The 24,907-nt window shown below is 71.9% G+C and carries 21 protein-coding genes; 9 read left to right on the plus strand and 12 right to left on the minus strand.

The window, feature by feature from the left end; translation table 11 throughout:
• Positions 1-604: 604 nt before the first annotated feature.
• The gene (trpS, locus tag ACFXGX_RS12635; RefSeq protein ID WP_384788842.1) at positions 605-1,609 is read left to right on the plus strand and encodes a tryptophan--tRNA ligase; all 1,005 of its coding nucleotides are present in this window, start codon (positions 605-607) and stop codon (positions 1,607-1,609) included.
• A 27-nt stretch (positions 1,610-1,636) separates the two neighbouring features.
• On the opposite strand, the gene proC is transcribed toward trpS, so the two are convergent.
• From proC to ACFXGX_RS12650, 3 genes are all read right to left on the minus strand, one after another.
• The gene (gene proC, locus ACFXGX_RS12640; RefSeq protein WP_355766105.1) at positions 1,637-2,446 is read right to left on the minus strand and encodes a pyrroline-5-carboxylate reductase; all 810 of its coding nucleotides are present in this window, start codon (positions 2,444-2,446) and stop codon (positions 1,637-1,639) included.
• Positions 2,447-2,672: 226 nt separating this feature from the next.
• Positions 2,673-3,461 (minus strand): ABC transporter permease, encoded by a 789-nt coding sequence (locus ACFXGX_RS12645; RefSeq protein ID WP_384789104.1) that lies wholly within the window; start codon positions 3,459-3,461, stop codon positions 2,673-2,675.
• 41 nt (positions 3,462-3,502) lie between these two features.
• The gene (locus tag ACFXGX_RS12650) at positions 3,503-4,342 is read right to left on the minus strand and encodes an ABC transporter ATP-binding protein (RefSeq protein ID WP_384788845.1); all 840 of its coding nucleotides are present in this window, start codon (positions 4,340-4,342) and stop codon (positions 3,503-3,505) included.
• Positions 4,343-4,717: 375 nt separating this feature from the next.
• Between ACFXGX_RS12650 and ACFXGX_RS12655 the strand changes: the two genes are divergently transcribed.
• Positions 4,718-6,139, plus strand: coding sequence for a SulP family inorganic anion transporter (locus ACFXGX_RS12655; protein WP_384789107.1), 1,422 nt, complete (start codon positions 4,718-4,720; stop codon positions 6,137-6,139).
• On the opposite strand, the gene ACFXGX_RS12660 is transcribed toward ACFXGX_RS12655, so the two are convergent.
• The 3 genes from ACFXGX_RS12660 to ACFXGX_RS12670 form a co-directional block, all read right to left on the minus strand.
• Positions 6,103-6,927 carry a class I SAM-dependent methyltransferase gene (locus tag ACFXGX_RS12660; protein ID WP_384789110.1) on the minus strand — a complete coding sequence of 275 codons (825 nt, stop codon included), beginning with the start codon at positions 6,925-6,927 and terminating at the stop codon, positions 6,103-6,105. The genes ACFXGX_RS12655 and ACFXGX_RS12660 overlap by 37 nt on opposite strands.
• Positions 6,928-7,262: 335 nt before the next feature.
• A complete protein-coding gene (locus tag ACFXGX_RS12665; protein WP_384789113.1) occupies positions 7,263-7,790 on the minus strand; it encodes an EamA/RhaT family transporter in 528 nt (175 codons plus the stop codon).
• A gap of 101 nt (positions 7,791-7,891) precedes the next feature.
• Positions 7,892-8,212 (minus strand): peptidase, encoded by a 321-nt coding sequence (locus ACFXGX_RS12670; protein ID WP_384788848.1) that lies wholly within the window; start codon positions 8,210-8,212, stop codon positions 7,892-7,894.
• Between the two features lie 134 nt (positions 8,213-8,346).
• On the opposite strand from ACFXGX_RS12670, the gene ACFXGX_RS12675 reads away from it, so the two are divergent.
• A complete protein-coding gene (locus ACFXGX_RS12675) occupies positions 8,347-10,506 on the plus strand; it encodes a PQQ-binding-like beta-propeller repeat protein (RefSeq protein WP_384788851.1) in 2,160 nt (719 codons plus the stop codon).
• A gap of 67 nt (positions 10,507-10,573) precedes the next feature.
• Here ACFXGX_RS12675 and ilvD read toward each other — a convergent pair whose 3' ends face one another.
• The 4 genes from ilvD to ACFXGX_RS12695 form a co-directional block, all read right to left on the minus strand.
• Positions 10,574-12,427 (minus strand): dihydroxy-acid dehydratase, encoded by a 1,854-nt coding sequence (gene ilvD, locus ACFXGX_RS12680; protein ID WP_384788854.1) that lies wholly within the window; start codon positions 12,425-12,427, stop codon positions 10,574-10,576.
• Between the two features lie 180 nt (positions 12,428-12,607).
• Positions 12,608-13,225 (minus strand): TetR family transcriptional regulator, encoded by a 618-nt coding sequence (locus ACFXGX_RS12685; protein WP_384788857.1) that lies wholly within the window; start codon positions 13,223-13,225, stop codon positions 12,608-12,610.
• On the minus strand, positions 13,222-14,046 hold the full coding sequence (locus ACFXGX_RS12690; RefSeq protein ID WP_384788865.1) for a sugar phosphate isomerase/epimerase family protein: 825 nt from the start codon (positions 14,044-14,046) through the stop codon (positions 13,222-13,224). Before ACFXGX_RS12690 ends, ACFXGX_RS12685 begins: the two co-directional genes overlap by 4 nt.
• A 605-nt stretch (positions 14,047-14,651) precedes the next feature.
• On the minus strand, positions 14,652-15,584 hold the full coding sequence (locus ACFXGX_RS12695) for a Ppx/GppA family phosphatase (RefSeq protein WP_384788868.1): 933 nt from the start codon (positions 15,582-15,584) through the stop codon (positions 14,652-14,654).
• 123 nt (positions 15,585-15,707) lie between these two features.
• On the opposite strand from ACFXGX_RS12695, the gene ACFXGX_RS12700 reads away from it, so the two are divergent.
• Positions 15,708-16,547 carry a hypothetical protein gene (locus ACFXGX_RS12700; protein ID WP_384788871.1) on the plus strand — a complete coding sequence of 280 codons (840 nt, stop codon included), beginning with the start codon at positions 15,708-15,710 and terminating at the stop codon, positions 16,545-16,547.
• Positions 16,548-16,556: 9 nt separating this feature from the next.
• Here ACFXGX_RS12700 and ACFXGX_RS12705 read toward each other — a convergent pair whose 3' ends face one another.
• Entirely contained in the window at positions 16,557-18,356 is a 1,800-nt protein-coding gene (locus ACFXGX_RS12705; protein ID WP_384788874.1) for a hypothetical protein, read from the minus strand.
• A 366-nt stretch (positions 18,357-18,722) separates the two neighbouring features.
• Between ACFXGX_RS12705 and radA the strand changes: the two genes are divergently transcribed.
• Both radA and disA read left to right on the plus strand, forming a co-directional pair.
• The gene (gene radA, locus ACFXGX_RS12710; RefSeq protein WP_384788877.1) at positions 18,723-20,132 is read left to right on the plus strand and encodes a DNA repair protein RadA; all 1,410 of its coding nucleotides are present in this window, start codon (positions 18,723-18,725) and stop codon (positions 20,130-20,132) included.
• Between the two features lie 68 nt (positions 20,133-20,200).
• Positions 20,201-21,325 carry a DNA integrity scanning diadenylate cyclase DisA gene (gene disA / locus ACFXGX_RS12715; RefSeq protein ID WP_384788879.1) on the plus strand — a complete coding sequence of 375 codons (1,125 nt, stop codon included), beginning with the start codon at positions 20,201-20,203 and terminating at the stop codon, positions 21,323-21,325.
• A 196-nt stretch (positions 21,326-21,521) separates the two neighbouring features.
• On the opposite strand, the gene ACFXGX_RS12720 is transcribed toward disA, so the two are convergent.
• On the minus strand, positions 21,522-22,361 hold the full coding sequence (locus tag ACFXGX_RS12720) for a hypothetical protein (protein ID WP_384788882.1): 840 nt from the start codon (positions 22,359-22,361) through the stop codon (positions 21,522-21,524).
• 191 nt (positions 22,362-22,552) lie between these two features.
• Here ACFXGX_RS12720 and ACFXGX_RS12725 point away from each other — a divergent pair, with 191 nt between their 5' ends.
• The 3 genes from ACFXGX_RS12725 to ACFXGX_RS12735 all read left to right on the plus strand — a co-directional run bounded on the left by ACFXGX_RS12725 (position 22,553) and on the right by ACFXGX_RS12735 (position 24,895).
• Positions 22,553-23,470, plus strand: coding sequence for an A/G-specific adenine glycosylase (locus ACFXGX_RS12725; RefSeq protein WP_384788885.1), 918 nt, complete (start codon positions 22,553-22,555; stop codon positions 23,468-23,470).
• A 247-nt stretch (positions 23,471-23,717) separates the two neighbouring features.
• Positions 23,718-24,257, plus strand: coding sequence for a SigE family RNA polymerase sigma factor (locus ACFXGX_RS12730; protein WP_355766061.1), 540 nt, complete (start codon positions 23,718-23,720; stop codon positions 24,255-24,257).
• Positions 24,245-24,895: a hypothetical protein gene (locus ACFXGX_RS12735; protein ID WP_384788888.1), complete on the plus strand. Its 651-nt coding sequence runs from the start codon at positions 24,245-24,247 to the stop codon at positions 24,893-24,895. The genes ACFXGX_RS12730 and ACFXGX_RS12735 overlap by 13 nt, the downstream gene beginning before the upstream one ends.
• Positions 24,896-24,907 lie beyond the last annotated feature (12 nt).

Genomic DNA, 24,907 nt, shown 5'->3' on the forward strand with positions numbered 1-24,907 from the left:
TTTCCTCCGGGCGCTTCCCTTCGGTCTTGCGTTTCCGACTCTATCAGACCGTTTCCGTATCCGATTTCCTCGGTGCTTTCCAGGTTCTCGCTTTCGCGTTTCCCTTTCCGGCGAGTCCGACTCTATCAGATCCTTTCGGGCCTGACTCCCAGTCAGCGGGGCTTGTCTTCCCGGCCGTTGGGCCGTTCCGACGAGTGAGACATTAGCGGATTCGCGGCTCCCGAGCTAATCGGGGTGGCGCTCTTTCGAACGCGGAATCCTCATTTCGCAAACATGCATGAAAACGAGCCGACGACGAGTCGTCGATCGTTGAATGCTGGTGCGGAATGGCTGTCCGGGGACCGACCGGAGTCGACGCTCACGTCGGACAACTCGGAGAACACTACGGATGGGCCCGAGTCGTGTCAACTGCGGTCCGGGCGGGCCGGCCGAGGCGTACGCTGACGTGCATGACTACGCGTACGTGCACCCAGCAGTGGTGGGCCGCCTGAAGGCGGCCGTACACACGTATGTACCCAACGGCCGCCGCCTCGGCGGCCGTTTTTGTTGCCCCTCCTGGGGAGCCGGCCGGCGAACGCGGCGGCCTCGACCAGGAGGTTGAGAGATGACGCGGATCTTCAGTGGGGTCAAGCCGACCGGGCATCTGACGCTGGGGAACTATCTGGGCGCCGTACGCCGCTGGGCGGAGGTCGACCAGCACCGGGCCGAGGCCTTGTTCTGCATCGTCGATCTGCACGCGCTGACCGTGGACCACGATCCGGGGCGCGTCCGCAGGCTCAGCAGGCAGGCGGCGACCTTGTTGCTGGCCTCGGGACTCGATCCCGAGCTGTGCACCGTGTTCGTACAGAGTCATGTGGACGAGCACGCGCGGCTGTCGTATCTGCTGGAGTGCGTCGCGACCGACGGCGAGATGCGGCGGATGATCCAGTACAAGGAGAAGGCCGCCCTGGAGCGGAGACGTGGTGGGAGCGTGCGGCTGTCGCTGCTGACCTATCCCGTGCTGATGGCGGCCGACATCCTGGCGTACGGGAGCGACGAGGTGCCGGTCGGGGACGACCAGACGCAGCACGTCGAGCTGACCCGGGATCTGGCGGTGCGGTTCAACCAGCGCTACGGGCACACGTTCGTGGTGCCTCGGGCCACCCGGCCGGAGGTCGCGGCGCGCGTCATGAACCTTCAGGAGCCGACGTCGAAGATGGGGAAGAGCGACGATGTCGGACCGGGTGTCGTCTATCTGCTCGACGAACCGGAAGCCGTCCGGAAGAAGATCATGCGCGCGGTGACGGACAGCGGGCAGGACGTCGCGTACGACCCGGAGGCGCGGCCCGGGGTCTCGAATCTGCTGGAGATCCTCGCGGCGTGCGAGGGCGGCGACCCCGAAGTCCTGAGCGGCGGATACGCGTCGTACGGGGCTTTGAAGAAGGACACCGCCGACGCCGTGGTCGAGCTCCTCAGGCCCGTACAGGAGAGGCACAAGGAGCTGTGCGCGGATCCCGCCCATGTGGAGGGGGTGTTGCGGGAGGGTGCTCGGCGGGCCAGGGAGATGGCCCGGCCGACGGTGGACTCGGCGTACGACGCCATCGGGTTGCTGCCGCCCTCGGCCGGTTGACCGAGGGCCGGTTGGAGCGGGGCCGGCTCAGCTGTTGCCGGAAGCGAGTTCGCGGCTGCGGTCGCGGGCCGCTTCCAGTGCCGCGATGAGTGCGGCGCGTACGCCGTGGTTCTCGAGTTCGCGGATGGCGTTGATCGTGGTGCCCGCGGGAGACGTGACGTTCTCGCGGAGCTTCACGGGGTGCTCGCCGCTGTCGCGGAGCATCACGGCGGCGCCGATCGCGGACTGGACGATCAGGTCGTGCGCCTTGTCGCGGGGCAGGCCGAGCAGGATGCCCGCGTCCGTCATGGCCTCGACGAGATAGAAGAAGTACGCCGGTCCCGAACCGGAAAGGGCGGTGCAGGCGTCCTGCTGCGACTCGGGGACGAGAAGCGTCTTCCCGACCGCGCCGAAGACCTCCTCGGCGTACGCCACGTGCTCGGCGGTGGCGTGGCTGCCGGCGGAGATGACGGACATGGCCTCGTCGACGAGAGCGGGGGTGTTCGTCATGACGCGGACGACGGGGGTGCCGGGGGCCAGGCGCTCCTCGAAGAAGGAGGTCGGGATACCCGCCGCGCCGCTGATGATCAGCCGGTCGGCGGGAATGTGCGGGGCGAGTTCGTCGAGGAGGGCGCCCATGTCCTGCGGCTTGACCGTGAGGATCAGGGTGTCGGCGGTCTTCGCCGCCTCCGCGTTGCTGACCGGGGTGACGCCGTGGCGTTCCCGGAGTTCCCGGGCCCGCTCCGGGCGGCGGGCGGTGACCAGGAGATCGGTGGGGGCCCAGCCGGCTCGGATCATTCCGCTGAGCAGGGCTTCACCGATCTTGCCGGTGCCGAGGACTGCGACTTTCTGAGGCATGGTTGCGGGTGCCCTCCGGGGGTTGAGTCGTCCGCGTTCATCCTCCCACCGGGTTCATGGGGGCGGGTGGGATGTCCGGTGGGCGGACGGCTCCCGGTCCGTCCGTCCGCCCGTCCGTCCGCCCGATCGTCCGCTCGTCCGCTCGCGGGGACCTGCGTGTCGTACGGCCTTGCGGGGCTCGTACGACGTCCACGGGTGCTACGGCTTCGCATGGCTCGTACGAGGTCTACGGCGTCCTGCGTCGCAGGGTCGCCGCTCCGAGTCCCAGCACCAGCAGCGCGCTCCCGGCGACGATCAGCGCGTCGCGCACGAAGGTCGCGGTCATGTCGGTGTGGTGGAGGACCTCGTTCATGGCGTCGACCGCGTACGACATCGGGAGGACGTCGGAGACGGCCTCCAGGACGGGGTGCATGTTCGAGCGCGGGGTGAACAGGCCGCACAGGAGGAGCTGCGGGAAGATCACCGCCGGCATGAACTGGACGGCCTGGAACTCGGAGGCGGCGAACGCCGAGACGAAGAGGCCGAGGGCCGTTCCGAGGAGGGCGTCGAGGAGGGCGACCAGCAGGAGCAGCCAGGGGGAGCCCGTGACGTCCAGGCCGAGGAGCCAGACCGCGAGTCCGGTGGCCAGGGCGGACTGGACGATGGCGATCGCGCCGAAGGCGAGGGCGTATCCGGCGATCAGGTCGCCCTTGCCCAGGGGCATGGCGAGGAGGCGTTCGAGGGTGCCGGAGGTGCGCTCGCGCAGGGTCGCGATCGAGGTGACAAGGAACATCGTGATCATCGGGAAGATCCCGAGGAGGGACGCGCCGATGGAGTCGAAGGTGTGCGGGCTGCCGTCGAAGACGTAGCGGAGCAGGACCAGCATCACGCAGGGCACGAGGATCATCAGCGCGATGGTGCGCGGGTCGTGCCGCAGTTGGCGCAGGGCGCGGGCCGCGGTGGCCGTCGTGCGGGAGAGGTTGAGCGCGCTGGGGCGGGACGCCGGTGCGGGCGCCTCCGGGGTGCCGGGGGCCATGGGCGCGGTGGGCGGGGTGGGGCTCGTGGCCGCGGTGGAACTCATCGGGCGGTCTCCTCGCGGGAGTCGGGGCCGGTGGCCGGGGACTGCGCGGCCGGTGACGTCTCGGTCGTGGTCGTCGCGGGTTCGCGCGCGGCGGCGACCGCCTCGTCGACGAGGTGGAGAAAGGCGGCTTCGACGGTGTCCGAGCCGGTCCGTTCGCGGAGGGCGTCGGGGGTGTCGTCGGCGAGGAGTCCGCCCTCGCGCATCAGGAGGAGCCGGTGACAGCGTTCGGCCTCGTCCATGACGTGGGACGAGATCAGGAGGGTGGTCCCGCGCTGCTCGGCGATGGAGTGGAAGAGGTTCCACAGGTCGCGGCGCAGGACGGGGTCGAGGCCGACGGTCGGTTCGTCGAGGACGAGGAGTTCCGGGGCGCCGAGGAGGGCGACGGCGAGCGAGACGCGGCTGCGCTGGCCGCCCGAGAGGTTGCCGGCGAGGGAGTCGGCGTGGGATGCGAGGTCGACGTCGTCGATGACGCGGGTGACGTCCGCGTGGCGGCGTTCCGCGGCCGCCCGGCCCGGGTCGAGGATCGCGGCGAAGTAGGTGAGGTTCTGGCGGACGCTCAGGTCGTCGTAGACGGAGGGCGCCTGGGTGACGTAGCCGATGCGGGAGCGGAGCGCGGCGTCGCCGGCGGGGCGGCCGAGGACGTCGAGGGTGCCGCCGACCTTGGCCTGGGTGCCGACCGTCGCGCGCATCAGGGTGGATTTGCCGCAGCCGGAGGGGCCGAGGAGGCCGGTGATCTGGCCGCGCGGGACGGTGAAGTCGAGTCCGTGCAGGACGGTGCGGGTGCCGCGGACGACCGTGAGGCCTTCGGCGCGGACGGCGGGCGGGGAAAGAGGCACGGGGGTTCCTGTGGGGTGGGACGGGGCGGACGTGGACGAATAATCATCGCGTGATGAATATTCCTCCCGTGCGGTGCGCCGGTCAAGGGCCATGCGGTCCCCGCCGTACGGCCGGAGCGCCGGGCGGCGCGGGCGCTCGGCGGCGCGCGTCGGCGCCCGTCGGCGCGACGGAAGGAGATCGTCCGCGGCGTCGCCGAACCATGCGCTCCCGCGTTCGCGTGACAGCGGCCCGGAGGGGCTGCGCGATCAACGGGCTTACCTGACAATGGATTTCACTGTGCGAAACGGCTTCGTGCCGGGTCGCCCGGGTCCGTCGTGCCCTCCCCCGGCACGGCACCCACGCATCTCCCGCTGTCGACCGGAGGTGCTGTCGTGTTGCGCAAAGCCGATCTGTTCGCGTCCATCGTCGTCTTTCTGGTGGCGCTGCCCCTGTGTGTCGGGGTCGCCATAGCGTCCGGTGTGCCCGCCGAGCTGGGGCTGGTGACCGGAATCGTCGGTGGGCTGGTCGCCGGGACACTGCCCGGAAGCAGTCTGCAGGTGAGCGGGCCCGCGGCCGGGCTGACCGTGCTGGTGTACGAGGCCGTGCAGTCGTACGGGGTCCAGGCGCTGGGCGTGCTGGTCCTCGGGGCCGGTCTCGTGCAGCTCGGGCTCGGGGTTCTCCGGCTCGGCCGGTGGTTCCGGGCCGTGTCCGTGGCCGTCGTGCACGGGATGCTCGCCGGGATCGGACTCGTGCTGATCGCGGGTCAGGTGTACGCCATGGGCGACGCGGCCGCGCCCTCCGGCGGGCTCGGGAAGATCGCCGGGATCGTCTCGCTGGCGGGTGCCGCCGATCCCGTGGCGCTGGCGATCGGCGGCGCCACCGTGGCCGTACTCCTGTTGTGGCCGCGGTGGCGGCGAGGGGCCAAGCTGGTACCGGCGCCGCTGCTGGCGGTGGGGCTCGCCTCGGCCGTGACCGGGGCCTTCGATCTCGCGGTGCGACGGGTCGAGGTTCAGGGGCTGTTCGATGCCGTGCGGACGCCGTCGGTCACGGATCTGGGCCGGCTCTCGGAAGTCGGCGTGATCGGGACCGTGCTGGCGTTCGCGCTGATCGCTTCGGCGGAGTCGCTGTTCAGTGCGGCGGCGGTGGACCGGCTGCATCGGGGGCCGCGTACCGACTACGACCGCGAGCTCATCGCGCAGGGCGCCGGGAACACCGTGTGCGGGATCCTCGGGGCGCTGCCCATGACCGCCGTGATCGTGCGGAGCGCGGCCAATGTGCACGCGGGGGCGCAGACCAAGGCGTCGCGGGTGCTGCACGGGGTGTGGCTGCTGCTCTTCACCGCCGTGGTGCCCGCGGTCCTCGGGCTGATTCCGGTGGCGGCGCTGGCGGCGTTGCTGGTGCACGCGGGATGCAAGCTCGTGCCGGTGCGGGAGCTGCGGACGCTCTGGCGCGGGCATCGCGGTGAGGTGGTCGTCCTCGCGGTGACCGCGGTGACGATCGTGGTCGGGAACCTGTTCGAGGGGGTGCTGGTCGGGCTCGCGCTCGCCGTGGCCAAGACCGCCTGGGACATCAGTCATGTGCACGTGGAGACCGAGGACAGGGGGGCCGCGGGAATGGTCGTACGGGTCATCGGCAACGCCACGTTCCTGCGGCTGCCGAAGCTGCTGGACGCCTTGGAGGCGTTGCCGCACGACCGTGTCGTACGGCTGGAGCTGGGCGGACTGCGGCACGTGGATCACGCGTGTGCGGCGGCCCTCGACGCGTGGGCCGCCGGGCGGGGTCACGAACGGATCGCCACCAGCAGCTCCACGACGTAGGTCTCCTCCACGAACCCCTCCGGGAAGGCCTGGAGAAGGTGGTTCCGTTCCTCGGCGAAGAACGGGCCGGTGGTCTCCTCGCCGAGGACCAGGAACTGCGAGTGGCTGCCGATGTTGGCGAGCCGGGTGTCGACCGGGACGCGCCGGCTCCAGCGGACCTGGCGGTGGTCGAAGGAGAGGCCCCCGCTGGGGTCGGCGGCGAGGGAGCGGGCGGGACGGTCGGAACTGGGGCTCTGCTCGGCCTTCCGGGCCTTCTCGTCCAGGCCGAGGAAGCGCTCGGCCCGGCGGGCCGCCGCCTCGATCCACGGGACGTCGAGCGCCTCGGTGTTCCACCACAGGGCCAGCGCGCCGCCGGGGCGCAGCACGCGCAAGGCCTCCGGAACCGAGTGGCTCGGCTCGGTCCAGTGCCAGGACTGGGCGTAGGTGAGGAAGTCCATGGAGGCGGTGGCGAGGGGCAGGGCGTCGCCGCTGCCCCGCACGATCGGGATGCCGGGGTGGACGCGCCGGAACTCCGCGGCCATGCCGGGGCCGGGCTCCACGGCGAGGACGTCCGCACCGCGGCTGTGCAGGAGTCCGGTCGAGATGCCGGTACCCGCTCCCACGTCGGCGGCCTTGGCACCGCTCAGGGACCGGCCCGCGAGTGCCTCGACGGCGTCGAAGAGGGCGGGCGGGTACGAGGGGCGGTTGGCCGCGTACTGTGCCGCGGCGGCGTTGAAGGAGTGGGCACGCGCGGCGTGTCGGGCGGCTCCGGGAGGAGTGGAGGGGGAGGGCGACGAGGAGGGCGTCATGGGGTCATGATCGCGGGTGCGCGCGGGGTCGGGGTAGAGGGTTTCCTGCCGTGCGGGGTCGCTGTGTCGGCGTTCGCGGGCTGGGGCGGCCGGGGCGGGGCTGTGCGGGTTCGCTGTGCCGACCGTCGCGGGTTCCGCGGGTGAGAGTGCGGGGCGTGCCGGTTCGCTGTGCCGGCCGTCGCGGGTGCGGTCCGGTGGGCGGTCGGGGCCGTGCCGGTACATCCGCCCGTCGCCGTTGGGTGAGGTGTGGTCGTCGGTGGCGACGGGCATGTGATGTACCGGCACGGCCCCTTCCGTGCGCTCCCGGGTGCGGGTGCGTCGTGGCTTGGGAGCTGTCAGGTGCGGTGGCGCTTCTTCGCGGGGTTGCCGGCACGGCGCTTGGTGCGGCGGAGGTACTGCGCCTTCGCCGTCTCGTACTCCTCGCGGTGGAGCTTCTCGCCCGGGGCCTCGGAGAGGGAGCGGAAGAAGTAGGCGAGGAGGGAGCCGACGAAACCGATGGCGAGGAGGCCGCGCAGGGACGCCTGGCGGTCGGGGTCGGGGCGCTTGGAGAAGGCGCCCGAGGTGTGGCCGAACGCCAGCGCGCTGCACACCGCGAACATCACCACGACCAGCACGGTCACGAGCGTGCCCACGTCCGCGATGGCCAGGCCCTGGTAGGCGAAGCGGAGCACGAAGCAGGCGGCCACCGCGGCGGCGAGGGAGCCGACGGCCACACCGATCCGCCGGCCGGTGTAGCCGCCGTCGTGCTCCACCCAGGTCGTCCCGAAGAAACGCAGGGGCTCGGGCTGGGGGCCCGCGGGCGTGCCGGATCCGGTTCCGTCGTCGGTGCCGGTTCCGGTGCTGGTGGCACCGCCGGTTCCCATGCTGGTCTTGTCACTCACCCGACGATTATCGCCCGACCGCCGCCGCGGCGGCCGTCACGGTTCCGTCGGCCGCCGCGGGTGCCCTTGGGCGAGGGTGTCGGTCAGGAGCACTTCGGGGCGACGTAGCCGTCGGTGCCCGTCTGGACGTACGCGTCGGACACGAACTGGCCGTTCGAGATGTTGTCCCAGATCGAGCTCGTGCCGTAGGGGCCGCTGACGGACTCCCCGGGGCACTGGCAGTAGATCGGGACGCGCGAACCCGCGGCGAGGGTGCGGACGATGCCGAAGTGGGTCCCGGGGCCGCTGCGGACGTTGACGTTGTGACCCGGTGCGAGCGGGTACGTACGGAGCGCCTGCGCGGTCAGCGGCTCGGCTTCCGCGACGTCCGCCGAATCCGTGACGGCTATCTCTTCCGTGGCCATTTCGATCTCCCCCATTGATTGGTTCGCGCCAAACTCATGACGCGCGCCGAGGCTAGCAAGCCGCCGGGGTTTCGTACGAAGGATCGACTAGGCTCTGCGCGTCGCGCATGCGGTCGAACCCACGGGGGTGAGTGATGCCGCCACAGCGCAGCACTGGTACGGAATCGGAAGCGGAGCAACCGCGTTACGCCGGCCAGTATCTGCTGGAGTCCAGACTCGGCTCCGGTGGCATGGGAATCGTGCATCTGGCGCGTTCTGCCTCCGGGTTGCGGCTGGCCGTCAAAGTCGTACACGCCGAGTTCTCCCAAGACCCCGAGTTCCGGGGACGGTTCCGTCAGGAGGTCGCGGCCGCGCGCCGGGTCAGCGGTGCCTTCACCGCACCCGTCGTGGACGCCGACCCCGGGGCCGAACGCCCGTGGATGGCAACGCTGTTCATCCCCGGACCGACCCTCGCCGAGCACGTGAAGCGGAACGGCGCGATGTCGACCGTCAGGCTGCGCCATCTGATGGCCGGACTCGCCGAGGCTCTGCGGGACATCCATCGGGCGGGCGTCGTCCACCGTGACCTCAAGCCCAGCAACGTCCTGCTGGCGGATGACGGGCCGAAGGTCATCGACTTCGGCATCTCCCGCCCCGCCGACAGTGAACTCCGCACGGAGACGGGCAAATTGATCGGCACTCCGCCGTTCATGGCGCCGGAGCAGTTCAGCAGGCCGCGGCATGTCGGGCCGGCCGCGGACGTGTTCGCGCTCGGGTCGGTGATCGTGCACGCGGCCACCGGGAGCGGGCCCTTCGACTCGGACAGCCCGTATTTGGTCGCGTATCAAGTCGTGCACGACGAGCCGGACTTGACCGGAGTGCCGGAGGAACTGCTCGATCTGGTGACGCGCTGTCTCGCCAAGGAGCCCGAGGACCGGCCCACTCCGGACGAGCTGATGGGCGCGCTGCGTTCGGTCTCGGCCTCGTACGAGACGCGGACCTTCATTCCCGAACAGCGCACCGGCAGCGGGGGGTCGGTCCCGCCGGGGCGGAAGCCGCGACCGCGGAACGAGCGGCCCGAGGGTGCCGAGGACCGTACCCATGTGGCGGCCCGAAAGAGGGGCGGGCGACGCCGACGTCTGCCCGCGCTCGTCGCGGCCGCCGGGCTCGCCGTCGTCGCAGGTGTCGTCGGCGTCTTCGGCCTCCCGGGCGGCTCGCAGAGCCCGGCCGCCGAACACCACACCGCTCCACCGTCCGGGAGCGCCTTCCGGCCCTGGAGTCTCGACCTGAAGGTCTCCGGCTCCAGAGCCGGAGGTCAGCCGCGGTGCGCGTACACGCCCCGAGCCCTGCTGTGTGTCCGGCCCGGTGTCCTCGCCGCGGCGGTCGATCCGGACGACGGCAAGGTGCTGTGGTCGCGGAGCGATCCGGGCACCGCGAGCGCGTTCAGCACCCCGGCTCCGGTCCTCTCCGGGGGACTCCTGCTGGTCGGCAGCGAGAACGGGCTCCGGCTGACCGCGCTGGATCCCGCCACGGGCGCCACGCGCTGGAGCCGCGACATCTCGCGCTACTCGGGCGGCTTCGTCCCGGTCGCCGGCGTCGTCCTGCTCACCGGCTCCGACTCGCGGGTCACCGCCCTGGACGCCACCACCGGGAAGGAGAAGTGGCGGCACGTCATCCCGGATATGACCACGCCTCAGTTCCACACGTACGGCGACGGGTTCGCCTATGCCGTGGCTCCGGCCACCGGAACAGAAACGCGGGTGGCCGCGGTGGATCCGGAGACCGGTGCCGTGAAGTGGCAGCGCCGCGTCGAGGGGAGGCTGGACCTGGTGGCCGCCCGCGACGGGAGCGCGTGGTTCACCACGGCCACGGTCGACCTGTACACCGACGCCGTCCTGCGCTACGACGTGGCGACCCGCACGCTCCACCGCACCGCGCTGCGCATCCCGCAGGCACAGGCACAGACGGTGCTCCGCGGGGACACGGCCTACCTGCTGGGGAGTGAGGGTTCACTGGTCGCCGTGGACACCCGTACCTCGAAGCAGCTCTGGCGGGTGGAGACGTCCGTCACCAAGGCGTCGGCGCCGGTCGTGTCAGGCCACCGTCTCTACCTCAGCGCGGTGGACGGGCGTCTCATCGCGGTCGACACGGACAAGGGCGTCCTGCTCGGGCAGACGAAGGCCCGCCTCGGCGACCGGCGCGGCTCACTCGTCGGCGCGCTCCCGGCCCCGCTCCCCGCCGGCGGCAAGATCTTCACCACCTCTCCCGACGGCACCCTCTTCACCGTCGACGGGCGGGATCCCTCGGGCTGGTGAGACGGGAAGGGGCCGCCCCGGCAGGGACGGCCCCTTCGCGCAGCTTCACCGGCCCGGGCCGGGCGGGCTAGCCCAGCTTCGAGACGTCGCGCACCGCGCCCTTGTCCGCGCTCGTCGCCATCGCGGCGTAGGCGCGCAGGGCGGCGGTCACCTTGCGCTCGCGGTTGGCCGGGGCGTAGACGCCGTTCAGGGACTCGCGGCGCGTGGCCAACTCCTCGTCGGACACGAGCAGTTCGATCGAGCGGTTCGGGATGTCGATGCGGATGCGGTCGCCGTCGCGGACGAGGGCGATGGTGCCGCCGGACGCGGCCTCCGGGGACGCGTGGCCGATCGACAGGCCCGAAGTCCCGCCGGAGAAGCGGCCGTCGGTGATCAGGGCGCAGGTCTTGCCGAGGCCGCGGCCCTTGAGGAACGAGGTCGGGTAGAGCATCTCCTGCATACCGGGGCCGCCCTTGGGACCCTCGTAGCGGATGACCACGACGTCGCCGTGCGTGATCTGCTTCTTGAGGATCTTGTCGACGGCCTCGTCCTGGGACTCGCAGACGACCGCCGGGCCCTCGAAGGTCCAGATGGACTCGTCGACGCCGGCCGTCTTCACGACGCAGCCGTCGACGGCGAGGTTGCCCTTGAGGACCGCGAGGCCGCCGTCCTTGGAGTAGGCGTGCTCGGCGGAGCGGATGCAGCCGCCCTCGGCGTCCTCGTCGAGCGCCTCCCAGCGCTCGGACTGGGAGAACGCCTCGGACGAGCGGACGCAGCCGGGGGCCGCGTGCCACAGTTCGATGGCCTCGGGCGACGGGGAGCCGGCGCGCACGTCCCACGTCTTGAGCCAGTCGGAGAGGGACGGGCTGTGGACGGTGTGGACGTCCTCGTTGAGCAGGCCCGCGCGGTGCAGTTCGCCGAGGAGGGCGGGGATGCCGCCGGCGCGGTGCACGTCCTCCATGTAGTACGTGCGGTCCTTGGCGACGTTCGGGGCGACCTTGGCGAGGCACGGCACCCGGCGCGAGACCGCGTTGATCTCGTCCAGGCCGAACGGGACGCCCGCCTCCTGGGCCGCGGCCAGCAGGTGCAAGATCGTGTTGGTGGAGCCGCCCATGGCGATGTCGAGGGCCATGGCGTTCTCGAACGCCGCGTGGGTCGCGATGTTGCGCGGGAGGACCGACTCGTCGTCCTGGTCGTAGTAGCGGCGCGTGATGTCGACGACCGTGCGGCCCGCGTCCTCGTACAGGCCCTTGCGGGCGGTGTGGGTGGCGAGGACCGAGCCGTTGCCGGGCAGGCTCAGGCCGATGGCCTCGGTCAGGCAGTTCATCGAGTTGGCGGTGAACATGCCGGAACAGGAGCCGCAGGTCGGACAGGCGTTCTCCTCGATACGGAGGATGTCCTCGTCCGAGATCTTGTCGTTCACGGCGTCGGAGATCGCGTCGACCAGGTCGAGGGTGCGGACCGTGCCGTCGACCAGGGTGGCGCGGCCGGACTCCATCGGGCCGCCGGAGACGAAGACCGTCGGGATGTTCAGGCGCAGGGCGGCCATGAGCATGCCGGGCGTGATCTTGTCGCAGTTCGAGATGCAGATCAGGGCGTCGGCGCAGTGCGCCTCGACCATGTACTCCACGGAGTCCGCGATCAGATCGCGGGAGGGCAGGGAGTACAGCATGCCGCCGTGGCCCATCGCGATGCCGTCGTCGACCGCGATCGTGTTGAACTCGCGGGCGATGCCGCCGGCGGCCGTGATGGCCTCGCTGACGATCCGGCCGACGGGCTGGAGGTGGGTGTGTCCCGGCACGAACTCCGTGAAGGAGTTGGCGACCGCGATGATCGGCTTCCGTCCGATGTCCGCACCCGGTACACCGGAGGCGCGCATAAGGGCGCGTGCGCCCGCCATATTGCGGCCGTGGGTGACTGTGCGGGACCTCAGCTCGGGCATCGTCGCTCGCTCCTTCGGAGAGTTAAGACTGAAGTCGAGCGTACGCCGGTGCTCCAGGATCCGGACAGGCCGTCCGCATCCCGGGACGTACGTCTCGCCCAGCGGCTGTCCCGGCAGGGCGTCCGCGCAGGTCGGCGGCGTCCGCCGAGGTGAGGTCGCCGCGACGGACGCCTCACTCGCTCATGGGTTCGTCAGGTGTCCCTGCACCACGGGCGCCACTCTGTCCACGATGCGCTCCAGGTCCGCCGAGGCAAGCGGCTCGACCTTGATGACGTAGCGCAGCATCGCGACCCCGACGAGCTGGGCCGCCGCGAGTTCCGCGCGCAGCTCCGCGTCCGGGACGTCGAGCCCGGCCGCGATGCGGCGCAGGAGCTGGGCGGCGACGAGACGGCGGAAGACGGCGGCCGCGGTGTCGTTGTTCACCGCCGAGCGGACGATCGCGAGCAGCGGGGTACGGCTCGTGGGGTTCTCCCAGATGCCGAGGACGAAGCGGGTCAGGCGTTCGCCGACGCCGTCGAGGGGGCCGTCGACGACCTTCTCGGGTGCGTCGAGCGCGGGGGCGAAGGCGACTTCGATGGCCGCCTCGAAGACCTGTTCCTTGGTGCCGAAGTAGTGGTGCACGAGGGCCGAGTCCACGCCGGCGGACTTGGCGATGCCGCGGATCGACGTCTTCTCGTAGCCGCGCTCGGAGAACTCCTCGCGGGCCGCCTCCAGGATGCGGTCACGGGTGGCGGGGCCGGCCTCGGTCTGGGTACGGGTGGGGCGTCCCCGGCCGCGGCGGGGGGCGGCGTCCGTCATCCGCGGGGCACCTTCACGGCCGAGGCGAGGTGGAGCCGGGTGAAGGCGAGGGCCTCGGCGAGGTCTGCCTCGCGTTCGGCGCTGGACATCGCCCGGCGGGTGTTGACCTCGATGACGACATGGCCGTCGAAGCCGGAGAGCGCGAGGCGGTCCAGGAGTTCCGCGCAGGGCTGGGTGCCGCGGCCGGGGACCAGGTGCTCGTCCTTGCTCGATCCGTTGCCGTCGGCGAGGTGGACGTGTCCGAGGCGGTCGCCCATGCGGTCGATCATCTGCAGGGCGTCGGTGCGGGCGGTCGCGGTGTGGCTGAGGTCGATCGTGAAGTGGCGGTAGTCGTCCTTCGTCACGTCCCAGTCGGGGGCGTACGCGAGCATCTCGCGGTCGCGGTAGCGCCACGGGTACATGTTCTCGACGGCGAATCGCACGTCCGTCTCGTCGGCCATGCGCCAGATGCCGGTGACGAAGTCACGGGCGTACTGGCGCTGCCAGCGGAACGGGGGGTGGACCACGACGGTGCTCGCGCCGAGCTTGTCGGCGGCGGCCTTCGCGCGCTGGAGCTTGGTCCACGGGTCGGTGGACCAGACCCGCTGGGTGATCAGCAGGCAGGGGGCGTGGACGGCGAGGATCGGCATCCGGTGGTAGTCGCTGAGGCGGCGCAGCGCGTCGATGTCCTGGCTGACGGGGTCGGTCCACACCATGACCTCGACGCCGTCGTATCCGAGGCGCGCGGCGATCTCGAAGGCCGTCGCGGTCGACTCCGGGTACACGGACGCCGTGGACAGCGCGACCTTCGCATCCGGGATCCGCACGACTGGTTCTGCCACGAGGGACAGCGTACGGGGTGCCTTCGGCGGTCGGGCGGGGGTGGCGGGCTTGGCCGAGGGGCTCCTGTCGGGCCCAGGTGGGGGTTTCCCGGGCCTGCCGCCCGGGGGTGCACGGGCCGTGTACGGGCCCGCCGGCCTGGGACGCTCCGGCCTCCGGCCGGGGGCGGGGTTCGGCTCCCGGCGGTGGGGGTGGGGGGCTTGGGGTGGGGCGGGCTTGTGATCGATGCCACGGCCCTGCCGGGCGTTCCGGGGGGTGCCCCGTCGCCGTCGGGGTCTGCGTTGGTGGGCGGGCTTCCCTTGCAGGGGGCTGAGCGCGCCGTTCCCCGCGCCCCTTCAGGGGGTCTGCCCTCGGGGCGTTCCTAAGGGGCCCGGCGCGGGGGCGGTCATCGCCGTCGGGGTCTGCGTTGGTGGGCGGGCTTCCCTTGCAGGGGGCTGGGCGCGCCGTTCCCCGCGCCCCTTCAGGGCGTCTGCCCTCGGGGCGTTTCTATCGACCCGGCGCGGGGGCCGGTCATCGCCGTGGGGGCCGGGGGCGTCGGTGGGCTTCCCTTGCAGGGGGCTGGGCGTGCCGGTCCCCGCGTCTCTTTCGGGGGGCCGGGCTCTCCTCTTTACTCCGACGCCATCTGGTCCAGGCGGCGCAGGATGACGCCCTCCCTCAGGGCCCAGGGGCAGATTTCCAGGGTTTCCACGCCGAAGAGGTCCATGGCGGCCTCGGCGACCAGCGCGCCGGCGAGGAGCTGGCCGGAGCGGCCCGGGGAGACGCCCGGCAGCTCGGCGCGTTCGTCGGCCGTCATGGACACGAGGCGGGGGACCCAGTCCTCCAGCGAGCGGCGCTTGAGCTCGCGCTGGACGTACAGGCCGTCGGTGGAGCGGGCGGCGCCGGCGATCCGGGCGAGCTGCTTGAACGTCTTGGAGGTGGCGACCACGTGGTCCGGGGCGCCGAAGCGGCTGAACTCCCCGACCGTCCGAGCGATCTGGGCCCGCACATGCCGGCGCAGCACCCGCACGGCCGACGGGTCCGCCGGGTCGGTGGGCAGCCAGCCCGCGGTGAGCCGGCCCGCACCGAGCGGCAGCGACACCGCGGCGTCCGGCTCCTCGTCCATGCCGTACGCGATCTCCAGGGAGCCGCCGCCGATGTCGAGGACGAGCAGCTTGCCCGCGGACCAGCCGAACCAGCGGCGGGCCGCCAGGAAGGTGAGCCGTGCCTCCTCGGCGCCGGTGAGGACCTGGAGCTCGACGTCGGTCTCGGCCTTCACCCGGGCGAGAACCTCGTCGGCGTTGCCCGCCTCGCGCACGGCGGATGTGGCGAACGGGAGCAGGGCCTCGACACCCTTGTCCTCGGCGGCCTCCAGGGCGTCCTGGACGGTCTCGATCAGCTTGTCGACGCCCTCGGGGTCGATCGCGCCGTTCTCGTCGAGCAGTTGGGCAAGCCGCAAATCGGCCTTGTGCGAATGCGCGGGCAGCGGTCGGGCGCCGGGGTGGGCGTCCACCACCAGCAGATGCACCGTGTTCGAACCCACGTCGAGGACACCGAGTCTCATGTACGGAACGCTACTGCCAGCACCGCCGTTCACGTGGGGCGGGGCGAAAGCCCACGTCGAACGGTGACCTGTGGGTGACCACGAGGGCGTCCGGAGCGGTCCGAAGCGACTTACCCTGGACGCGTGCCAAAGACGAAAAAGGCGAAGTCCGACAAATCGGCCACAAGCTCCGCGCAGGCGAAGGCCGCCAAGCCCAGGAAGCCCGAGAAGAAGGGCGACGAGAAGGGGCTCGACTTCGCTCGCGCGTGGGTGGAGTTCCCCGATCCCGCCGATGACGAGCAGGTCTTCCGGTGCGATCTGACCTGGCTGACCTCCCGGTGGAACTGCATCTTCGGGAGCGGCTGCCAGGGCATCCAGGCGGGCCGCGCAGACGACGGCTGCTGCACGCTGGGCGCGCACTTCTCCGACGAGGACGACGAGAAGCGGGTGGCCGAGCACGTGGCCCGGCTCACGCCGGAGATCTGGCAGCACCATGACGTGGGCACGGAGACGGGCTGGGTGTCCAAGGACGAGGACGGCGACCGCCAGACCCGCCCGTACGAGGGCTCCTGCATCTTCCAGAACCGTCCCGGCTTCGCCGGTGGCGCGGGCTGCTCGCTGCACATCCTGGCCGTCAAGGAGGGACGCGAGCCGCTGGAGACCAAGCCGGACGTCTGCTGGCAACTCCCGGTGCGGCGCACGTACGAGTGGATCGACCGGCCCGACGACACCCGGGTGCTCCAGGTCTCCATCGGCGAGTACGACCGCCGCGGCTGGGGACCGGGCGGCCACGACCTGCACTGGTGGTGCACGTCGGCGACCTCGGCACACGGTGCCGGCGACCCGGTGTACGTCTCGTACCGTCCGGAGCTGATCGAGCTGATGGGCGAGGCGGGATACGAGCGCCTGGCCCAGCTCTGCGAGGAGCGGCTGGCCTCGCAGCTCCCGCTGCTGGCCCCGCACCCCGCGGATCCGGTGGACTGAGCCCGGTCGCTACGGCGTGCCCGTTCCCGGGTCGCCGCCCTCGCCCGGCGGCGCCGAAGAGGTTCCCGGGTCCGGGGAGGGCGTGTCGGTGGCGGTGTCCGTCGGTGTCGGGTCGGTCGGTGTCGGTGACGGGTCCTGGCTGGGGGTGGCGGCCGGTGTGGAACCCGGTCCCGAGGGGGTCGGGGTGCTCGCCGCGGGGTCCGGCTTCCCGCCGGGGTGGGTCGCGCCCGCCTTGCCGTACCCGGTGATCGTGACCACCGCGCCCGCCGGGGCGATCGCCACCCGCGCGGTCCAGTGACCCACCGGCTCGCGCAGGTGATCGACGTACACCTTGACCGTCAGCGACTCGCCCGGATCGAGGGTTCCCGAGGACTGGCTGAGGTAGAGCCAGGCCGCGCCGGTGCGCGCGGACCAGCGGACCGGGGAGCTGCCGGACGCGGTCAGCTTGACCAGGGTCGTGTCGCCGCTGGTCCCGGCCGCCACCGCCAGATGTCCCGGGGTCGCTCCGCGGGCGCTGACGACCTCGACGGACACGTCCGAGGACCCGCCGCGCGCGGCGGAGCGGGCGCCGGGTCCCGCGCTGGCGTTTCCGGCGTTCTCGTAGCCGCCGGACTGCCCACCGTCCAGACCCTCGGAGTCCTGGGCCCCGCTCGTGCTGGCCGGGCGGCCGTCCACGTCCTCGCCGGTCAGGGGAGCGCCGCGGTAGGCGGCCCAGAGGGCGAGAACGGGTGCGGCGACCACGGTGGCGACGATCGTCGTCGTGACGGCCCGCGCGCGCAGGCGGTCTCTTCGGGCGGCGTGGTCCTTGGGGTCCATCGGAAAGCCGCGCCGGTCGAAGCGCGGGGCGCTGCTCCGCGCGCGGGGGGCGTGCGCCATCGCGGTGCGCAGGGCCGCTTGCGGGGCCTGGAGCACGGGAAGGGCCGCGGGCGTGACGCTGGTGCCGGGCCAGGCGCCGGGGACCGCGCGTTCGGCGGTGCGGCGGCAGCGGGGGCAGTCGTCGACGTGGCGGACCAGCTCGCCGCGCAGGGTGGTGCTCAGCACGAGCCTGCTGTCGCCGGTGAGCCGGGCGACGCTGGGGCAGGCGCCGGTCTCCACGACGGCGAGGGCCGCCCGGGTGCGTTCGACCTCGCAGGCGGCGGAGGCGAGCAGCTCGCGCGCCACGGCGAGGTCGATACCGAGGACGGCGGCGACCTCGTGGGCGGCGAGCTGGTGGCGCACCGCGAGTTCGAGCGCCTCGCGCTGCTCCGGGGTGGTCCCGGCGGCCTCCGGCCAGGCCAGCAGGGAGAGTTCGCGACGGCGGTGGTCCTGGACCTCCTCGGGCACGGGAGCGGCGCTCAGCACCTCGGCCGCGCGCCGGTCGGCGGCGGCCTTGTGCGCCGCGTCCAGGGCTGCCCCTTCACGGGCTCCGCCCGCGGCTCCTTGAGGGGTGCCCGTCCGGGGTGTGTGCCGCCCGGAGGCACGCGCCGCCTGGCGCTTGCGCCGGGCTTCCGTGAGCTTGCGCAGACAGGACCAGCGGGCGAGCGCGTAGAGCCAGGCCCTGCGGTCGCCCGCGGCCTCGGGGCCGCGCGGGCCGCGCCGCTCGGCGAGCGCGAGGGCGTCCCCCAGGGCGGCGGTGGCCGCGTCGTGGTCGCACAGCACGGACAGGCAGTAGGTGAACAGGCCGTCCAGATAGGGCTCGTACCGCGCGGGGGGACGCTGGACCAGGGTGCGGGGGGTCGCGCCACGGGGCGCGGCCGTCCGCTTGCGCGCGGCTCCGTGCGCCCGGTGTGCGCCGGTGGTGTGCGTGGAGGTCTCCGGACTGCTGCTCATCACCCGTGCGACCGTAGGTGCCCGGGGCCAGGCCCTTCCTCCCCCTTGAGCACATTTAATCCGTACGGGTGAAACGATCCCTCATAAGGGGACAGGAACCCTCGACCCCTGGCCTGGGCCGTCACCGGCGGCGATGGCAGTCCATGGCAGATGGGACGGCGCCGGGCCCGCTCCAGGACCGGTCGCGCGGGGGTGGGAACGGGGCACGGGGGCTCGCGGCCCGGTTCCGGGGGAGCGGCGACAAGAGCGGGCGCGGGGCAGGGGACGGGGCCGAACCGGGGCCGGGGCCGAGCCCCTGAGCCGGGGAGCGGGTGGGTTCGTACCGTCGCGTGCCGGGTTGTCAGTGGCTCCGGCTACGGTTCGGTCATGGTTGCCCGTACGAAATCCGCGAAGGACCGCCCGTCCTACCGCTGCACCGAGTGCGGCTGGCAGACGGCCAAATGGCTCGGCCGCTGCGCCGAATGCCAGGCATGGGGGACGGTCGAGGAGTACGGCGCGCCCGCCGTCCGTACGACGGCACCGGGCCGGGTCACCACGTCCGCGGTGCCCATCGGGCAGGTCGACGGCCGTCAGGCCACCGCCCGCAGCACCGGCGTGCCCGAGCTGGACCGCGTCCTCGGCGGTGGTCTCGTGCCCGGAGCCGTCGTCCTCGTCGCGGGCGAGCCCGGCGTCGGCAAGTCCACGCTGCTCCTGGACGTGGCGGCCAAGTCGGCGAGTGACGAACACCGCACTCTGTATGTGACGGGCGAGGAGTCGGCGAGCCAGGTGCGGCTGCGCGCGGACCGCATCAAGGCGATCGACGACCACCTCTATCTGGCCGCGGAGACCGACCTGTCGGCCGTCCTCGGTCATTTGGACGCGGTGAAGCCGTCGCTGCTCATCCTGGACTCCGTCCAGACCATCGCCTCCCCGGAGATCGACGGCGCCCCCGGCGGCATGGCCCAGGTCCGGGAAGTCGCCGGCGCGCTCATCCGCGCCTCCAAGGAGCGCGGCATGTCCACCCTGCTCGTGGGCCATGTCACCAAGGACGGCGCGATCGCCGGACCCCGGCTGCTCGAACACCTCGTGGACGTCGTCCTGTCCTTCGAGGGCGACCGGCACGCGCGCCTGAGACTCGTCCGAGGGGTCAAGAACCGCTACGGCACGACGGACGAGGTCGGCTGTTTCGAGCTGCACGACGAGGGCATCACGGGGCTCACCGACCCGTCGGGGCTCTTCCTGACGCGCCGCGCCGAGCCCGTCCCGGGCACCTGTCTGACCGTCACCCTCGAAGGCCGCCGTCCGCTGGTCGCCGAGGTCCAGGCGCTCACGGTGGACTCCCAGATCCCCTCCCCGCGCCGTACGACCTCCGGTCTGGAGACCTCTCGCGTCTCGATGATGCTCGCCGTCCTGGAGCAGCGCGGCCGGATCAGCGCCCTCGGCAAGCGGGACATCTACTCGGCGACGGTCGGCGGTGTGAAGCTCACCGAGCCCGCCGCGGACCTCGCCGTCGCGCTGGCGCTGGCGTCCGCCGCCAGTGACGTCCCGCTGCCGAAGAACCTCGTCGCGATCGGCGAGGTGGGGCTCGCGGGCGAGGTCAGGCGGGTCACGGGCGTCCAGCGCCGGCTGGCCGAAGCCCATCGTCTGGGCTTCACCCACGCCCTCGTACCGACCGATCCGGGCAAGGTCCCCGCCGGTATGAAGGTCCTGGAAGTGGCCGACATCGGCGCGGCTCTGAGTGTCCTTCCGCGCTCGCGTCGCAGAGAGGCCCCACGGGACGAGGAGCAGCGCCGGTAGACTTTGCCCTGGTCTCGCCCGTCCGTACGAACCGAGCGCGACCGGAAACCCGCGACCGGAGGAGTGCAGTGGCAGCCAACGACCGGGCAGCAGCTCCCGGAAAGTCCGGCGGGAGCTCCGGTGCCGATGGCCTGATGCGCGCCGCACTCAGCGCCGTGGCACCCGGTACGGCACTGCGCGACGGGCTGGAGCGGATTCTCCGCGGCAACACGGGCGGACTCATCGTGCTCGGCTCGGACAAGACCGTCGAAGCGATGTGCACGGGTGGTTTCGTCCTGGATGTCGAGTTCACCGCGACCCGCCTGCGTGAACTGTGCAAGCTCGACGGCGGCATCGTGCTCGACAAGGACATCACCAAGATCCTTCGGGCGGGCGTGCAGCTGGTACCCGACCCGACGATCCCGACGGAGGAGACGGGCACCCGGCACCGCACCGCGGACCGGGTGAGCAAGCAGGTCGGCTACCCCATCGTGTCGGTCTCCCAGTCGATGCGTCTGATCGCCCTGTACGTCGACGGCCAGCGCCGCGTGCTGGAGGACTCCGCCGCGATCCTCTCCCGCGCCAACCAGGCCCTCGCCACCCTGGAGCGGTACAAGCTCCGTCTCGACGAGGTCGCGGGGACGCTGTCGGCGCTGGAGATCGAGGATCTCGTCACGGTCCGGGACGTCTCCGCGGTCGCCCAGCGTCTGGAGATGGTGCGCCGCATCGCCACCGAGATCGCCGAGTACGTCGTGGAACTGGGCACGGACGGACGGCTGCTGACCCTCCAGCTCGACGAGCTGATCGCCGGCGTCGAGCCCGACCGCGAACTGGTCGTCCGGGACTACGTGCCCGAGCCGACCGCCAAGCGTTCCCGCACGGTCGACGAGGCGCTGTCCGAGCTGGACGCGCTCGCCCACGGCGAGCTGCTCGAACTCTCCACGGTGGCCAAGGCGTTGGGGTACACCGGCTCTCCCGAGGCACTCGACTCCGCGGTCTCCCCTCGCGGCTTCCGGCTCCTCGCCAAGGTGCCCCGGCTGCCCGGCGCGATCATCGACCGGCTCGTGGAGCACTTCGGCGGGCTCCAGAAGCTGCTCGCCGCGAGCGTGGACGATCTCCAGACGGTCGACGGCGTGGGCGAGGCGCGGGCCCGCAGCGTCCGCGAGGGTCTGTCCCGACTCGCGGAGTCCTCGATCCTGGAGCGTTACGTCTAGTCCTGGACGTTACGTCTAACCCTGGAGCGTTACGTCTAGTCCTGGGGCGTTACGTCTGGACCCTGGAGCGCCGCGTCCGGGAGTTCTTCGGGAGTCCTCGTCGCGGACCGTTACGGCGTCCGCCGCGATCCGGCGCGGGCGGTCGGTCCGGGCCCCGGGTTCACCGGGGCCCGCTCCCGTCGGTGGAGGGTGCCGCTCAGTCCTTGGACAGGACGAACGACGCCTGCGCCTTCCCCAGCCCGGGGGCCTTCGCCTCGACCAGGTAGGTGCCCGCGGGCGCCGACCCCGAAGGAGGCGTGGCGCACGCGGGGGCGCCGGGCTTGCGGTCCCACTTCACCGTGTGGACGGCCTGGCCGCCGGCCGGTACGCGCAGGAAGAAGCCCGCGGCGTCCTTCGGGCAGTCGTCCGAGGCCCAGATGTCATCGTCGGCGCCCGCCTGAGTGATCGTCAGAACCGCGTTCTTCGGGCCGACATCGACCTTGCAGTCGCTGCCCGAGCTGTTCCTGGCGACGATCTCGATCTCGGGCTGCTCGCCGGGCGCGTAGGTGTTGCGCACGCTCTTGAGCGTCAACTTGACGTTTGCCGGGGTGCAGTTGGGGACGGTGGAACCGGCCGGGAGCCGGTCGGCCGCCTCGCCGCCGTTCTTGGACCCGCCGTCGGAACCGCCGCCGGCGCTGCCGCCGGATCCCGTGGAGCCGTCGCCCGAACCGTCGCCCGAACCGTCACCGGAACCGCCGCCCGACGCCCCGGCGCTGCCACTTCCGCTCCCGCCGCCGTCACCTCCGCCGCTCGACTCGTCGCGGCCGCCCGGGTGTTGGCTGATCGCGGGGCCCGAACCGGAGGGGCCCGGCGTGATCGAGGGAGCCGGGTTCTTGCCGTTCGAACCGCCGGCGCCGTTGTTGCCGGCGCCGCCTCCGGTGCCGACCACCCAGACGGTGAGGATCGCCAACAGCCCTAGTACGGACAGCAGAACGGCCCTCCGACGCCAGTAGATGGTGGAGGGTAGCGGCCCGACCGGATTGCGCAGAGATCCCACGGCGCAAACTGTACGAGAGATCGGCGGTGCCGCAGGCCCCACCCGCCGCCCCCGCACCAACTTTTCCGGATCATCATCCCGGCAGACATCCGTTCCGGCGCCGTGGCGGTCACCGGATGCGGTCTTTCACCACCACCCGCCCCGGCGTCGTCCCCGCATCGTCACCGCCGCATGGCAGGATCGACAGTGCCATGACTGCACCCACCAAGCCCACCGGGCCCACCCGGAACGCCCCCGGCGAGGACCTCCACACCCCCGTCATCGCCTGGTTCGACGAGCACGCCCGCGATCTGCCCTGGCGGCATCCCGATGCCGGCCCCTGGGCGGTGATGGTCAGCGAGTTCATGCTCCAGCAGACCCCGGTCAACCGCGTCCTGCCCGTGTACGAGCAGTGGCTGGCGCGCTGGCCGCGCCCCGCCGATCTGTCGAAGGACGCGCCCGGGGAGGCGGTCCGGGCCTGGGGGCGGCTCGGCTATCCGCGCCGCGCCCTGCGGCTGCACGGCGCCGCGGTGGCCATAACGGAACGGCACGGCGGCGACGTACCGACGGACCACGCGCAGTTGCTGGCGCTGCCCGGCATCGGGGAGTACACGGCGGCGGCGGTCGCGTCGTTCGCGTACGGCCAGCGCCATCCCGTGCTGGACACGAACGTCCGCAGGGTCTTCGCGCGGGCCGTCACCGGCGTGCAGTACCCGCCGAACGCCACCACGGCCGCCGAGCGCAGGCTCGCCCGTGCCCTGCTGCCCGAGAGCGAGAGCACGGCGGCGCGCTGGGCCGCCGCCTCGATGGAGCTCGGCGCGCTGGTCTGCACGGCGAGGAACGAGACGTGCCACCGCTGCCCGATCGCCGCGCAGTGCGCCTGGCGGCTGGCCGGCAAGCCCGAGCACGACGGGCCGCCGCGCAAGGGGCAGACGTACGCGGGCACGGACCGCCAGGTGCGCGGCAAGCTGCTGGCCGTCCTGCGGGAGGCGCATGTGCCGGTCCCGCAGACCGCGCTGGACCGGGTGTGGGACGAACCGGTGCAGCGGGGCCGCGCGCTCGACGGGCTCGTCGCCGACGGACTGGTCGAACCGCTCCCCGGCGGTCTGTATCGGTTGCCCCTCACCTGAGACGGGCGCCATAGCCGGATCAACCAGGGCATAGAGCCACCTTCCTCTACCCCGCACCTACAGCCGTTACACAACCGACGGACAGCCGAGTGCTGGCCGCAGGCTGTCTCGGACAACCCCGTGACAACGCCTCCGTAGCTTCAGTGCCGTACCGCAGGAGTGCCGCCCCACCAGAGGCGGCGGTGGTGCACAGGCAACGGACAACCGGCAGCGGTCAGGTCGGAAACGGGGACGGAGGCGGTTGATCATGGCGCAGGGCGAGGTGCTCGAATTCGAGGAGTACGTCCGAACCCGGCAGGACGCGCTGCTGCGCAGTGCCCGCCGCCTGGTCCCCGATCCGGTCGACGCCCAGGACCTCCTCCAGACGGCGCTCGTGCGGACGTACGGCCGCTGGGAGGGCATCGCGGACAAGCGTCTCGCCGACGCCTATCTGCGCCGTGTGATGATCAATACGCGGACCGAGTGGTGGCGGGCCCGCAAGCTCGAAGAGGTGCCCACGGAGCAACTGCCGGACGCGTCGGTGGAGGACGCCACCGAGCAGCACGCGGACCGCGCGCTGCTGATGGACATCATGAAGGTGCTGGCACCCAAGCAGCGCAGTGTCGTGGTCCTGCGACACTGGGAGCAGATGTCCACGGAGGAGACGGCCGCCGCGCTCGGCATGTCGGCCGGAACGGTCAAGAGCACGCTGCACCGGGCGCTGGCCCGGCTCCGCGAGGAGCTGGAGAGCCGCGACCTGGACGCACGCGCGCTCGAACGTGAGGAGCGGGAGCGTTGCGCGGCGTAGGAGCCCGGGCCAGAACGGCCCTGAAGGCGGGGAGTTCGGCGGCGGCCGGGCTCGCCGCCCTCGGCCTTTTCGTGACCGCGTGCGCCACCGGCGGCACCGGTGCCCGCGACGAGGGTCCGGCGGGCAGCGACGCGGTGGCCAAGGGCAGCATCAAGCCCGTCGTCTCCGGCACTCCGTCCAAGGCCCCGAAGCGCGTGGACGCGGTCAAGCTCGTCAAGACCGATCCGGAGGTCAGCGCGGCGGTCAAGCGCGACCTGAAGCCGTGTGTCGCCGACGAGTACCCGGTCGACGTGTCGTACGGGGACCTGACCGGCGGGGCCTCGAACGACATCGTGATCAACGTGATGACCTGTGCCGACGCCGTGGGTGTCGGCAGTTACGTCTATCGCGAGGAGAACGGCCGGTACGAGAACGTCTTCAAGGCCGAGGAGCCTCCGGTCTACGCCGAGATCGACCGGGGCGATCTCGTGGTCACCCAGCAGCTCTACGAGAAGGGCGACCCGGTGTCGTACCCGTCGAGCGAAGAAGTGATCACCTACCGCTGGACCTCGGCGCGCTTCGTCGAACAGTCCAGGATCCACAACGACTACAGCAACGCGGTGGGCGGCTCCGGTTCGCCCGCCCCGGACGCGAACTGAGAACGCGGAGCA

It is taken from the genome of Streptomyces sp. NPDC059371, from assembly GCF_042751995.1.
GTDB lineage: Bacteria > Actinomycetota > Actinomycetes > Streptomycetales > Streptomycetaceae > Streptomyces.

Excerpts from the sequence above, each read along its gene's own strand:
- trpS (WP_384788842.1), top strand. The coding sequence starts at position 605 with ATGACGCGGATCTTCAGTGGGGTCAAGCCGACCGGGCATCTGACGCTG.
- proC (WP_355766105.1), bottom strand. The coding sequence starts at position 2,446 with ATGCCTCAGAAAGTCGCAGTCCTCGGCACCGGCAAGATCGGTGAAGCC.
- ACFXGX_RS12645 (WP_384789104.1), bottom strand. The coding sequence starts at position 3,461 with ATGGCCCCCGGCACCCCGGAGGCGCCCGCACCGGCGTCCCGCCCCAGC.
- ACFXGX_RS12660 (WP_384789110.1), bottom strand. The coding sequence starts at position 6,927 with ATGACGCCCTCCTCGTCGCCCTCCCCCTCCACTCCTCCCGGAGCCGCC.
- ACFXGX_RS12665 (WP_384789113.1), bottom strand. The coding sequence starts at position 7,790 with ATGGGAACCGGCGGTGCCACCAGCACCGGAACCGGCACCGACGACGGA.
- ACFXGX_RS12670 (WP_384788848.1), bottom strand. The coding sequence starts at position 8,212 with ATGGCCACGGAAGAGATAGCCGTCACGGATTCGGCGGACGTCGCGGAA.
- ACFXGX_RS12675 (WP_384788851.1), top strand. The coding sequence starts at position 8,347 with ATGCCGCCACAGCGCAGCACTGGTACGGAATCGGAAGCGGAGCAACCG.
- ilvD (WP_384788854.1), bottom strand. The coding sequence starts at position 12,427 with ATGCCCGAGCTGAGGTCCCGCACAGTCACCCACGGCCGCAATATGGCG.
- ACFXGX_RS12685 (WP_384788857.1), bottom strand. The coding sequence starts at position 13,225 with ATGACGGACGCCGCCCCCCGCCGCGGCCGGGGACGCCCCACCCGTACC.
- ACFXGX_RS12695 (WP_384788868.1), bottom strand. The coding sequence starts at position 15,584 with ATGAGACTCGGTGTCCTCGACGTGGGTTCGAACACGGTGCATCTGCTG.
- ACFXGX_RS12705 (WP_384788874.1), bottom strand. The coding sequence starts at position 18,356 with ATGAGCAGCAGTCCGGAGACCTCCACGCACACCACCGGCGCACACCGG.
- radA (WP_384788877.1), top strand. The coding sequence starts at position 18,723 with ATGGTTGCCCGTACGAAATCCGCGAAGGACCGCCCGTCCTACCGCTGC.
- ACFXGX_RS12725 (WP_384788885.1), top strand. The coding sequence starts at position 22,553 with ATGACTGCACCCACCAAGCCCACCGGGCCCACCCGGAACGCCCCCGGC.
- ACFXGX_RS12730 (WP_355766061.1), top strand. The coding sequence starts at position 23,718 with ATGGCGCAGGGCGAGGTGCTCGAATTCGAGGAGTACGTCCGAACCCGG.